Below are 12,052 nucleotides of genomic sequence, written 5' to 3' on the forward strand. Positions count from 1 at the left end.
TCCTCTCATGTCATTCATTTATTTATAATTCCATTACGAAGGACAACAGGAAAAGGTTTCAACTATTATCGAGATAACCCGCAAAAAAAGAGGTACATACCCCTATAAAATGGTCATGTACCTGTTGTTGTTTTTACTTTTTATTAAATTGGCTTCTCCCTAATGTCTCAAAGGTTCGTGGGAAGAGACTGTAAATTTTGCTGCCCGCATTCATCCAGCCCGGAGCATTGATCTCCCGCTTCCCTGTCATCATCGCATCCACGATTCTTCCGGCAAGCTTCACCGGGTCAATCATGAGCCGGTCAATATTCTTTATGTAGGTTCCTTCCTTATCAGCGATGTTAAAGAAATTGGTCCGAATCGGCCCTGGATTAACAGAGGTTACATATACGTGCCTGCCGTGCATTTCCATGCGCAAGGAGTTCGTGAATCCTAGAACAGCATGCTTCGTTGCAGAATAAACACTTGATTTTGGCGTAGCCATCTTTCCTGCCTGCGAGGCGATATTGATGATGTGTCCCGAGCGGCGGCTCACCATGTCAGGAAGCACAAGCTTCGTGCACGTAATTAAGCCGAGCACATTTGTCTCGATCATGCCTTCTGCCTCATCCAAATCCATCTCAAGCACCGTATCAAAAACACCGAAACCGGCGTTATTAACGAGTATATCAATCGGTCCGACCTCTTGCTTGATTTTCTTAAAGGTTTCTTCTATTTTCTCCCGCTTCGATACATCAAGGCTATAGACATGGGCTTTAATGGAGTATTTCGTCATCAATTCATCACGAAGGGCCGAGAGCTTGTCATAGCTTCTCGCCATCAAGATCAGGTTCGCACCGTTCTTGGCTGCCTGCCTCGCTATCTCCATTCCTAGCCCCCCGGAAGCACCCGTGACAGCGATGGTCTTGCCTTTAATCCGTTCATTCATTTCTGTACCACTTCCTTATTCTTCGGTCATTACTCTATAATATAACACACCCCCTGCATCCTGCTTCTCCACTTTATGAATGGATTCCAAATAATCCAGCTGTCCTAATGTCTCAAACAAAGCAAGAGCAGGGTCCCTTCTGATCGCTTTCGGGAATAACTGTATAGCAAGCTCTAAAATCGTGCTCTGTCCATCGCCGATTAAATCCTTCATCACATGCATGGCCCGTTCATGCTGCATGATTAATCTCTTTTCAATTAAGCTGTAGGGTTCCGTAATATTATCCCCATGGCCGGAGTAGACAATATTCAGCTTCTCCTTTGAAATCCGCTTCAGGCTCTCGTTCAGCTGAAGCTGCGGCTTAACCCTTTCATCCCCCTTTTTCTTCGGAGGCTCAAGAATAGGGTTTGGTGAAATCTTTCCAATCAGCAGGTCACCTCCAATTAGACTGCCTGTCGCTTCATGATAGAAGGAGAGATGCCCCTGCGAGTGTCCGAATGTCTCCATGACAATCCAATCCTCATGTCCAGGTATCCTGTCTCCCTCTTTCAAATATCCCGTCAAAGGCTTGGAGCCGGAATAAGTGTACATGGATTCCACATTATTGGCGTATTTCATGTATTCCTTTGGCACACCCATTTTCTTAGACATTTCCGTAAAATACTCACGCTGCCAATCGAGAAATTCTTCACTTCTAATCAGGTAACGCTGATTATCCTCATGGCCAAGCAGCTCTTTCCCTTCAAAAAGATCCACTAATCCGCAATGATCGGAATGGTGATGGGTTAAGATAACCTGATCGATATCTGAGATGGTGTAGCCGCGGTCATTCAACTGGCTTTCAAGGGTATTTTCAGCTTCTTTCGTTTTGATGCCTGCATCAACCAAGGTTAGTTTCTGGCCCTCTATCAGAAATACATTGACATCTCCGACCGCAAAAGGTGTCGGCAGGATGATTTTTTCGGCTACCTTTGTCTGTGTCATCTCAGCATTTCTCCCTATACTTGTTTTTATCATTATTTTTACATAATTTGGTTCGAAATTCTATCCTTTTCACTCATTCACCATTATTTAATATCCCAGCCCTTGACATTACGCGCAGTTTTTTGCATAATGCCTATAACTATAACGTACAATGAAACAATATCGGCAATGATAAAGGTCAAGTAAACAAGCCTTATGGCGCAAGAGATTGGGACCCCCGGCTGCAAGGCCCCATCGCCCTCTATCCTTGTTGAACCTCCCTTTTGAGCTTTTCAGGAAAACCTGAACGTTCCGCTAACGTTACAAGGCATAGAGTTGTGAACCATCCCTGCGTTCTTTCGGTTCACAAATGAAGGTGGTACCACGGAAGAATAGCCTTTCGTCCTTTACGGATGAAAGGCTTTTATTGTTTTTAAAGGAGGACATACGAATGGATAAGAAAATCGCATTTCTTGGGGCTGGGTCTATGGCCGAGGCCCTCATCTCAGGATTGGCCGCCCGCGAAGGCAGTCACCCTGAAAATATTTGGATCAGCAACCGCAGCAATGACACACAGCTGGCAAGACTTCAACAAGAATACGGCGTTACACCGTCTCGGGACCTCTCCTCCCTCTTAAACGGGTCAGATGTTGTCATCATTGCCGTAAAACCAAAGGATGTCCTGGCTATTCTCTCACAGGTTAAGAAATATTTACGTAAGGACATGCTGCTGATTTCTGTTGCGGCAGGCATATCCACCGCCAGCCTTAAATCCATCGTGGAAATTGACATGCCGATTATTCGAGCGATGCCCAATACGTCTGCGGCAGTCGGTAAATCCGCGACGGCTCTCTGCGGCAATGAATATGTGAAAGATAAAGATAAACAGCTGGCGAAGGAGATCTTCGGGACTGTTGGCATGGCTGTTTATACCGAAGAAGATAAGATGGATGCCGTCACCGGTCTTTCAGGAAGCGGTCCTGCCTATATTTATTATTTAATCGAAGCAATGCAGCAATCAGCTGAGCAGATTGGCCTCGAGCCCCAGGATGCCCAAAGACTAATCATCCAAACCTTGATGGGTGCAGCGGAAATGGTCCATACATCTGATAAAACACCCCAAACGCTTCGTAAGGAGGTCACAAGTCCAGGAGGCACAACTGAAGCCGGCATTCGCATATTAGAGGAAAAAGGGGTTAAGGAAGCCCTAATTGAATGCATCAAGAAAGCCACGCACCGTTCCAGTGAAATGGGGGAAGAGCTGTCAAAAAAAATCAGCCAAGGGATTCTGTCAAATTAGACCTAAAACACCTTATCTTGAAATAAAGGCAGCGCGCTTCCATATTTGTCCAAACGATTTCTTTCTTTCTCCATATGCTATATACAGGAATAGGGGTTAACAAGCTACAATTCCCTAATTCCTATTCTTCCATTAAGGAGGTGTCACATATGAGTGAAGGTAAAGGGTCTTACGGCGGACACGGTATGGGAAGCTTCGCTTTCATTGTTGTTCTGTTCATTTTGCTTATAATTGTTGGTGCTTCTTTTGTTTACTAAGTAGCACACCCACTTAAAGAGGGGGTTGGCATAAGCTATTGCTTTGCCAGCCTTTTCTTTCTTCCATTTCCCTGGAAACAAACTAATCGCATCTCTATATAGGGTATTGTTATAATGATGGCACAAGGAGGGATTTTCAGATGAAATCAAAGCAACCATTATTATTTGAACCATATACAATTAAGGATGTCACATTCAAAAACCGGATTGTGATGGCGCCAATGTGCATGTACTCAAGCCATAACAAGGATGGGAAAGTCGAAAACTGGCATCTTGCCCACTATACAAGCCGAGCGGTCGGTCAAGTTGGATTGATTGTGGTCGAAGCCACATCCGTCACCCCGCAAGGCCGAATCAGCGACCAGGATTTAGGGATCTGGGAGGATGGCCAGATTGAAGGGCTACATACATTGACATCCATGATGAAAGAATACGGAACCGTACCTGGCATTCAGCTTGCACATGCCGGAAGAAAAGCTGGAGTTGACGGGGAAATCATTGCCCCTTCTGCCGCTCCATTCAAAGAAGGCGATAAAACACCAAAGGCCATGACGAAAGAAGAAATCAAAGAAACGGTCGAAGCCTTTAAGCAGGGAGCTGTCCGTGCCAAGAAAGCAGGCTTTGAGGTCATTGAGATTCATGCCGCTCATGGCTATTTAATCAATGAATTCCTTAGCCCTGCCGTCAATACCCGCACAGATGAATACGGCGGCACCAAAGAGAACCAATACCGTTTCCTTCACGAAATTATTGAAGCTGTTAAAACGGTATGGGATGGGCCGCTCTTTGTCCGTATTTCTGCAAATGATTACAGCAAGGATGGCTATACAGCAGAGGATTATGTCCAATATGCGAAATGGATGAAGGAGGATGGAGTTGATTTGGTGGACATCAGCTCAGGTGGTGTTCTTCCTGTACCTGTTCCTAGCTATCCAGGCTATCAGGTTCCTTTCTCTGAAACCATCAAGCATGGTGCTGATATCGCAACAGGTGCTGTCGGCTTGATTACAACTGGCATACAGGCAGAGGAAATCATCCAAAATAACCGAGCAGACCTTATCTTCCTTGGGCGCGAACTTCTGCGCGATCCATACTGGCCGAAGAATGCTGCCAAGGAACTCCGTTACGAAATTACGCCCCCTGTTCAATACCGATTCGGATGGTAACCATAAAAATGGATGGAGACCGACTATGGTTTCCATCCATTTTTTTTTATAATCAAATTGATTAGCAGACAAACATTTTGATAGGATTAATAAAACGACGATACTAAAGGAGTGAACGAACATGTTTCTAGCACCATTATTCGAAAATGATGTTCCAGCCGTATTCTCCCGCTCTTAACGGAGAGAATCAGAAGAGCTGCTTCTCTCCGTAAGGGCCATGATAGCCTATAATAATACGGAGGGTACCCAATGAAAAAAACATTAATTGGTTCATTATATTTAACAGCAGCTTCAAGTATATGGGGCGGCATGTATGTTGTCGTCAAACATATCGTAGAGGTTATTCCACCATTAGAGCTGGTTTGGATGCGTTATGTCATCGCACTTGTCACACTCATTATCATTGGATTAGCGAGCAAACAAAAGTGGCAGATGAAACAGAAACATATTCTTCTCGTCATTACGATTTCTCTGATCGGCTATGTTCTCTCCATCCTCACGCAAGAAACCGGGACTATGCTTTCCACTGCGCAAATGGGCGCCATCATCACATCAACGACACCTGCATTTATGGTCCTGTTCGCCAGTATCCTTCTGAAAGAACGATTAACATTCAAAAAAGCGTCATCCGTCAGCTTGGCCACCATTGGCGTCATTGCCATTGTCGGCATTGATGATATTGATATGTCCAGCACACTCGGGGGACTATCACTCATTATCGCAGCCTTGACTTGGGCCCTGATGTCCGTATTGATCAAGCTTTTGCCAACCCGGTATTCCCAGATTGTCGTGACTACCTATGCGGTTCTCATTGCGGTGGTCGTTTTAACGCCATTTGTTATTGTAAGATACCCGCAGGTTTCGCTGAATGAATTGGTACAGCCAAATATTTGGGGCGGACTCCTTTATCTAGGAATCATATCTACCTCCCTCGCCTTCCTCTTGTGGAACCGCGGACTGCAAATGCTCAATGCCTCAAGCGGCGGCATCTTCTTTTTCTTCCAGCCGGTAGTGGGTACATTTTTGGGCTGGGCAATCTTAGGAGAAACCATCAGTATGACCTTCTGGGTTGGCTCATTCTTGATTCTGATTGGGGTACTCATCGCCATTAGGGAGCCGCAGGAAGAATAAACGACTATATCATACTCTTTAACACAAATGATTCTATTATCATTTGTGTTTTTCATTTTCCTAGAATATCAATAACTATCTGACTTTCCCTTTCTATCAGCTACATAAAGAATCGTCCTTAAACTAGACTGAAGTTGAACACGAGTGATTCACAAGCCTGCTAAGAGGGAGACGATGTTTTTTTAACATATTAGCATTCTTATTTACTGATTATGCCTTAGTCATACGCCGATGAACAATCCTGTTTTTTGTCGAAATATTTATTTTCAGTTTTTGCCATTTACCCCATTTACTTTCTTCATTTATGGGAGTATGATAATTTTCAGTTTCAGATTTTCTAAATCGCTGAGACCGTATGGTGCGGGGGACCCAAATGTTTCTTGGGGTGAATCCTTATTAAAAGGTAGGGCTACTCATGGCCCGAATCCGTCAGCTAACCTCGTAAGCGTTATTTGAGAAGGAAGGTGGAACTTGTGATGCCAAGACTAACATCCTAGGTGTCTGCAAGTCTATTTCTCATTGGACTTGCAGGCATTTTTTATTCCAAAGGTTTATTCCTTTCGAAGAAAATGTCTGTTTATTCACGAAACTAAACAGGCAAGGTGATGAATATGTTTTATTATTCGCTGAAAAGAAGACTGATCGGTAAACCATTAAAATCAACTCAATTATCTGAACAAAGATTGAATAAAACCAAGGCACTGGCCATCCTATCATCGGATGCTCTCTCATCTGTGGCATACGGACCAGAGCAAATCCTGATTGTCTTAATGACCATCGGAATGGCGGCGTTCTGGTATTCAATCCCGATTGCGGCTGGAGTGGTCATCCTGCTTGCTATCATCATCCTTTCATACCGGCAAATTATATATGCCTATCCGCATGGCGGCGGCGCCTATATGGTATCAAAGGAAAACCTAGGGATGAATCCCGGTCTGATTGCCGGCGGTTCGTTGTTCATTGATTATATTTTGACCGTAGCTGTCAGTGTATCAGCAGGAACAGATGCGATTACATCTGCTATTCCTGCACTCTATGATTACAGGGTCTATTTAGCCGTCGGACTTGTGTTTTTGTTAACAGTGCTGAATTTGCGGGGATTAAATGAGTCAGCCTCTATTCTGGCCTATCCCGTGTACTTATTTATTTTCGCTGTATTTATCATGATTGCCGCGGGCCTATATCATATCGCAGCAGGTGATGTATCCCCTGCCGCTCATTCGCCAATGGGAGCACCTGTGACAGGGATCACGCTCTTTCTGCTGCTCAGGGCGTTTGCTTCCGGAAGCTCTGCATTAACAGGGGTTGAGGCCATCTCGAATGCGATTCCGAACTTCAAGCATCCGGAGCCGGTGAATGCCGCAAAGACCTTGTCCTATATGGGAATCTTATTGGCACTCCTTTTCTCAGGAATTGTCTTCATTAGTTATTATTACGGAGCAGCTCCCGCATTGAAGGAGACCGTTGTCTCTCAGGTAGCCGCGGAAATATTCGCAAGAGGAGGTTTTTACTACTTCATTCAAGGAACAACCGCCCTCATTCTTGTACTTGCGGCTAATACAGGCTACTCAGCCTTCCCGTTGCTGGCGGTTAACTTAACGAATGATCAATTCCTGCCAAGGATGTTTCGGATGCGAGGCGACCGACTCGGGTATTCAAACGGGATCATCTTTCTAGGCGTAACAGCAAGTATCTTGATTATTGCTTTTCAAGTTCACACCGAGCATCTCATCCCGCTTTATGCTGTCGGAGTATTCATTCCCTTCACCCTTGCCCAGGCCGGGATGATGAGAAAATGGCTGAAGGAGAAACCAGGGGGCTGGCGTTCGAAGTTAGCAATCAATACAGCCGGTGCCATCATTTGTTTCATTGTCATGATGATGTTCTTCTTGACCAAATTCCAGCAGGTTTGGCCAGTGCTTATCTTCCTTCCGATTGTCATTTGGGTGTTCCACCAAATCCGCAAGCATTATATCGCAGTCGGTGAACAGCTCAAAATCACGAAGGAAACCGAGGCATTGCCGCCGGATGGGAATGTCATCATTGTCCCGGTATCCGGCATCACACGTGTGGTGGATAATTCCTTGAAATATGCCCGCTCCCTCTCCCCAGATCGGCTGATAGCCGTTTATGTGGCATTTGAGAAGGAGGATATCAAGGCATTCGAAAAGAAATGGGAGTCCTGGCAGCCAGATGTGAAGCTTGTTACCTTATATTCACCATATCGGAGTATCATCCAGCCGCTGAATAAATTTATCAATATTGTCGAGAAAAAAGCCAGGGAGGCCAATTTCCAAGTAACGGTCATATTCCCGCAGTTCATCCCAAAAAAAGGCTGGCATAACTTCCTGCATAATCAATCCAGCTTTATGATCAGGGCAAACCTGCTATATCGTAAGAACTTGATCATAACCATTGTGCCGTATCATTTAATGAAGTGAGATCATGTAATACCAAAAGAGAGAGCAAGGTGGTTTTCAGGTCGATTATCCATTTTAGGTCACTGTACTAGCCGGCTTTTTCCTGCTCCCTCCTTTTAAGTGAAACAGCCAAAATAGATGTCATCTTTGCCTGCCTTGTTCGTCCTCTCATCAGGATTCCTGCTTGGGTTCAGGCGGACTGTCTTTTAAACAAGAATGGCCCTCAAGAGAAGGATTCCTTATGACTCCATGACAAGAACTGTACGACGGATGAGATTAGGAGCCGCTTTATCGATGAGCGAAAGAATAGAAGCCTCATATGCAGAGTGACTCCTAATTAGATGAAGAAAGAGGCTGGGACAAAAGGAAACAGCAACTAAAAAAGCCGAACTATTATTAAATGCTATTTAAGCATGAGTAATAATAGTTCAGCTTTTTAAAATTCCATACACCATTCGGCTTTGCACACAGCAAATTTAGGTATGTCCCAGCTCTTTTCTCATATCTTAATGAGAGCAAGATCATGGGCGATTTCCGTCTCCGGAAAAACCGCTCTCGCCTCAGCCTGAAGTTCAACCGCATCATCTTCCGTAAAACGGGAGCTGATATGCGTTAAGATGAGCCTTTTCGCTCCAGCTTCCTTCGCGCATTCCGCTGCCTGGACAGTGGTCGAATGGAAATAATCCCTCGCCATCTCCTCTTGCCCTTTCTTGAAGGTCGCCTCATGCACAAGGCAGTCTGCCCCCTCTGCTAAGCGCAGTGTATTTTCACATGGTCTTGTATCTCCAAGTATCGTAATAATTCGGCCCTCTTTTGGCGGTCCTACATAATCAGCACCATTAATGACTCGTCCGTCAGGTAACTCAACCATTTCTTTCTTTTTAATACGGCTATATAAGGGACCTGGCGGGATATTTTCTTCCATTAACAAAGCAGCATTGAGCTCACCAGGCTTGTCCTTTTCCGTAATCCGGTACCCATAGCTCAGCACCGCATGATCAAGCGGTAGAGCTTCAACGCGAAAAGCCTCATCCTCAAAAAGGACGGACTCCTCCCCAATCTCTACATAGGAAAGCGAATACTTCAAGTGGGTCTGGCTAAGGCGCAGAGATGTTTCAATATATTCCTTGATACCGGCAGGCCCATACACTGTCAGTGGTTCTGTACCGCCCTGGAATGACCGGCTCCCAAGCAGTCCCGGCAAGCCATATATATGGTCCCCATGCAAATGGGTAATAAAAATCTTCTCTATTTTCCTTGTCTTTACGGATGTCTTCAATATTTGATGCTGGGTCGCTTCCCCGCAATCAAACATCCAGCTAGCGGCTCTCTCTTCATTCATCTGCAAAACGATTGATGAGACATTGCGCTGCTTAGCGGGTATGCCCGCTCCTGTTCCTAGAAATACAAATTCCAAGCTCCCATTCCTCCAACTACATTCAATATACTCATTTTACCGCATTCCGGCTTATTTTTCAGCCATTGCTGAGTCTTCCATAACTTATTTTTCCTGTATAATATAAATAGAAAATATTTTGCATTCACTCACATACGATGTAAACTAAAAAAGAGTATTTACACTAAACCAATTTCATTGCTAATCATTTTAGCAAGATATAAAATAGTATATCGTAAATAAGGAAAACAAAGAGAGGTTCTGAATATGCCCACTATTACTAAACAATCGGGATTGCTTATGATCTTTGGGGCAACTGGTGATTTAGCTCAGCGTAAATTATTCCCATCACTTTATCGCCTCTATACAAAAGGAAGACTCTCAGAGAACTTTGCTTGTATCGGCATCGGAAGACGTGAATGGACAACGGAACGCCTTAAGCAGCACATCTCCGATTCCATCATGAATGAACATGGCCCTGCGGAAGAAAAACAAGAATTTACCAAGCTTTTTTATTACCAATCCCTAGATGTCAGCCAAAAAGATGCATCATTCAATGATTTAAAAAAATTAGCTGACACTCTTGATACTCAATATAACTTAAAAGGAAACCGCCTATTCTACCTGGCCATGGCACCAGAATATTTCGGTTCCATAGCTACCCGCCTGAAAGAGGACGGTCTGACTGAAACATCCGGCTATAAACGCCTAGTCATTGAAAAACCATTCGGACATGATTTTGAATCCGCTAAGGAATTGAATGACCAATTGCGCAAATCCTTTGCAGAAGACGAAATCTACCGGATTGACCATTATCTCGGAAAAGAAATGGTCCAAAACATCGAAGTCATCCGTTTCGCGAATGCCTTCTTTGAACCGCTATGGAATAATCATTACATAGCCAATATCCAAATCACCTCTACGGAAACCCTCGGCGTCGAGGACCGCGGAAGATATTATGAAAACAGCGGCGCTTTGCGCGACATGGTTCAAAACCATATCATGCAAATCGTATCCCTGCTCGCAATGGAACCGCCAATTAAGCTTTCAACTGATGAAATCAGAAGCGAAAAGGTAAAAGTGCTGCGTGCACTCAAACCGATTAAAGATGACGAAGTGGATGATTATTTCGTCCGCGGTCAATATGGAGCAGGCGAAATGGACGGCAAGCTTGTACCAAGCTACAGGGAAGAAAACATGGTTGCAGATAACTCCAACACAGAAACATTTGTTGCCGGAAAACTATTATTTGATAACTTCCGCTGGGCTGGTGTTCCATTCTACATCCGTACAGGAAAACGACTTGGAGAAAAATCCACCCAAATCGTCGTACAATTCAAGGATGTCCCAATGAACCTGTTCTACCGTACCGAAGAGAAATTAAACCCGAACCTGCTCGTCATTAACATCCAGCCGGAAGAAGGCATCACCCTTCATCTGAATGCGAAAAAAGGCGGGAAAACACCTGTTCAATTGAATTTCCTAACTTCCAAGTATGATAGATTCAATACGCCGGAAGCCTATGAGCGCCTGCTCTTTGACGCTATGCGCGGAGACGCAACAAACTTCTCCCATTGGGATGAGGTTGCCCTATCCTGGAAATACACGGACGTCATCTCCCGTGCTTGGGAAAGGGAACCAGCTGCCTGCTTCCCTAACTATCCATCCGGTTCAATGGGTCCACTAAGTGCCGATGAATTGCTCGCAAAAGACGGCTTCCACTGGTGGCCGGTCGTTGAAGAAACAGACAAATAAATTGCATGAAGGAGTTTTGACAGTGAAAATTTACGACGTATCTATGCCAATTTACAAAGGAATGCCTGTATATAAAAACATCGAAGACAAACAGCCTTCCTTCAATACAGTCACAAACGGCCATGTAACAGAGTCCCGCATCACACTTGACGCCCATGTCGGCACACACACAGATGCCCCTCTTCACATGATTAATGACGGCGACACTATTGAAACAATCGGCCTGGAAAGATTAGTCAGAAAATGTAAAGTCATTGACCTAACAGAAGTAGAAGGACTAATTGAAAAAGAAGATCTAGAAGGACACGGAATCGAAAAAGACGACTTCCTTCTATTTAAAACCAAAAACTCCTTTGACGAAGAATTCAATTTTGACTTTATCGCCCTTGGCGAAAGCGGAGCAAAATATGTATCCGAAATCGGCATTGAAGGTGTTGGCATCGATGGTCTTGGCGTTGAACGCGCTCAGCCAGGACATCCAACTCACAGAACATTATTTGCCAACGACATTATTGTTATTGAAGGCCTTCGCCTAAAAGATGTACCAGCAGGCGAATACTTCATGGTAGCCGCACCTTTGAAATTAGTCGGCATTGATGCAGCGCCATCCCGCGTCATTTTGCTGGAAGGTATTCTCTAATCCAGCAATCTGACGGGATCACCGTCTCGGTTGAAACGGTCTAAGTCCACTTAATTGGTGGGCTTGGACCGTTTTTTTTTGGCGGGTTGATCGGGG

At 44.6% G+C, this 12,052-nt stretch carries 10 protein-coding genes and 1 riboswitch; of the genes, 7 read left to right on the forward strand and 3 right to left on the reverse strand.

Going from position 1 to position 12,052, the window contains the following annotated elements:
* Nucleotides 1-133: 133 nt before the first annotated feature.
* Both ACI35L_RS09245 and ACI35L_RS09250 read right to left on the reverse strand, forming a co-directional pair.
* The gene (locus tag ACI35L_RS09245; RefSeq protein WP_439802725.1) at nucleotides 134-928 is read right to left on the reverse strand and encodes an SDR family NAD(P)-dependent oxidoreductase; all 795 of its coding nucleotides are present in this window, start codon (nucleotides 926-928) and stop codon (nucleotides 134-136) included.
* Between the two features lie 15 nt (nucleotides 929-943).
* A complete protein-coding gene (locus ACI35L_RS09250) occupies nucleotides 944-1,912 on the reverse strand; it encodes an MBL fold metallo-hydrolase (RefSeq protein WP_049670273.1) in 969 nt (322 codons plus the stop codon).
* A gap of 430 nt (nucleotides 1,913-2,342) precedes the next feature.
* Between ACI35L_RS09250 and proC the strand changes: the two genes are divergently transcribed.
* The 5 genes from proC (at nucleotide 2,343) to ACI35L_RS09275 (ending at nucleotide 8,186) form a co-directional block, all read left to right on the forward strand.
* Nucleotides 2,343-3,191, forward strand: a complete 849-nt coding sequence (proC, locus tag ACI35L_RS09255) for a pyrroline-5-carboxylate reductase (RefSeq protein WP_049670272.1) — start codon at nucleotides 2,343-2,345, stop codon at nucleotides 3,189-3,191.
* Nucleotides 3,192-3,340: 149 nt separating this feature from the next.
* The gene (locus ACI35L_RS09260) at nucleotides 3,341-3,448 is read left to right on the forward strand and encodes a YjcZ family sporulation protein (protein ID WP_156185570.1); all 108 of its coding nucleotides are present in this window, start codon (nucleotides 3,341-3,343) and stop codon (nucleotides 3,446-3,448) included.
* Nucleotides 3,449-3,588: 140 nt separating this feature from the next.
* A complete protein-coding gene (gene namA / locus ACI35L_RS09265; protein ID WP_439802726.1) occupies nucleotides 3,589-4,614 on the forward strand; it encodes an NADPH dehydrogenase NamA in 1,026 nt (341 codons plus the stop codon).
* Nucleotides 4,615-4,863: 249 nt separating this feature from the next.
* Complete coding sequence (locus ACI35L_RS09270) at nucleotides 4,864-5,745, forward strand: DMT family transporter (RefSeq protein ID WP_049670270.1); 882 nt, start codon at nucleotides 4,864-4,866, stop codon at nucleotides 5,743-5,745.
* 333 nt (nucleotides 5,746-6,078) lie between these two features.
* A riboswitch (cyclic di-AMP (ydaO/yuaA leader) is annotated at nucleotides 6,079-6,209 on the forward strand.
* A gap of 147 nt (nucleotides 6,210-6,356) precedes the next feature.
* On the forward strand, nucleotides 6,357-8,186 hold the full coding sequence (locus tag ACI35L_RS09275; protein WP_439802727.1) for an APC family permease: 1,830 nt from the start codon (nucleotides 6,357-6,359) through the stop codon (nucleotides 8,184-8,186).
* A 478-nt stretch (nucleotides 8,187-8,664) separates the two neighbouring features.
* On the opposite strand, the gene rnz is transcribed toward ACI35L_RS09275, so the two are convergent.
* A complete protein-coding gene (gene rnz / locus ACI35L_RS09280) occupies nucleotides 8,665-9,582 on the reverse strand; it encodes a ribonuclease Z (protein WP_049670268.1) in 918 nt (305 codons plus the stop codon).
* Nucleotides 9,583-9,828: 246 nt separating this feature from the next.
* Here rnz and zwf point away from each other — a divergent pair, with 246 nt between their 5' ends.
* Both zwf and ACI35L_RS09290 read left to right on the forward strand, forming a co-directional pair.
* Nucleotides 9,829-11,316 carry a glucose-6-phosphate dehydrogenase gene (gene zwf, locus ACI35L_RS09285; protein ID WP_439802728.1) on the forward strand — a complete coding sequence of 496 codons (1,488 nt, stop codon included), beginning with the start codon at nucleotides 9,829-9,831 and terminating at the stop codon, nucleotides 11,314-11,316.
* 22 nt (nucleotides 11,317-11,338) lie between these two features.
* On the forward strand, nucleotides 11,339-11,956 hold the full coding sequence (locus ACI35L_RS09290) for a cyclase family protein (RefSeq protein ID WP_049672818.1): 618 nt from the start codon (nucleotides 11,339-11,341) through the stop codon (nucleotides 11,954-11,956).
* The last annotated feature ends 96 nt before the right edge of the window (nucleotides 11,957-12,052 follow it).

It is taken from the genome of Pradoshia sp. (genome assembly GCF_051873915.1).
In the GTDB taxonomy this organism is placed as follows: Bacteria; Bacillota; Bacilli; order Bacillales; family Pradoshiaceae; genus Pradoshia.

What these genes read in the sequence shown, in the direction of transcription:
- ACI35L_RS09245 (WP_439802725.1), bottom strand. Translation starts at nt 928, where the DNA reads ATGAATGAACGGATTAAAGGCAAGACCATCGCTGTCACGGGTGCTTCC.
- ACI35L_RS09250 (WP_049670273.1), bottom strand. Translation starts at nt 1,912, where the DNA reads ATGACACAGACAAAGGTAGCCGAAAAAATCATCCTGCCGACACCTTTT.
- proC (WP_049670272.1), top strand. Translation starts at nt 2,343, where the DNA reads ATGGATAAGAAAATCGCATTTCTTGGGGCTGGGTCTATGGCCGAGGCC.
- ACI35L_RS09260 (WP_156185570.1), top strand. Translation starts at nt 3,341, where the DNA reads ATGAGTGAAGGTAAAGGGTCTTACGGCGGACACGGTATGGGAAGCTTC.
- namA (WP_439802726.1), top strand. Translation starts at nt 3,589, where the DNA reads ATGAAATCAAAGCAACCATTATTATTTGAACCATATACAATTAAGGAT.
- ACI35L_RS09270 (WP_049670270.1), top strand. Translation starts at nt 4,864, where the DNA reads ATGAAAAAAACATTAATTGGTTCATTATATTTAACAGCAGCTTCAAGT.
- ACI35L_RS09275 (WP_439802727.1), top strand. Translation starts at nt 6,357, where the DNA reads ATGTTTTATTATTCGCTGAAAAGAAGACTGATCGGTAAACCATTAAAA.
- zwf (WP_439802728.1), top strand. Translation starts at nt 9,829, where the DNA reads ATGCCCACTATTACTAAACAATCGGGATTGCTTATGATCTTTGGGGCA.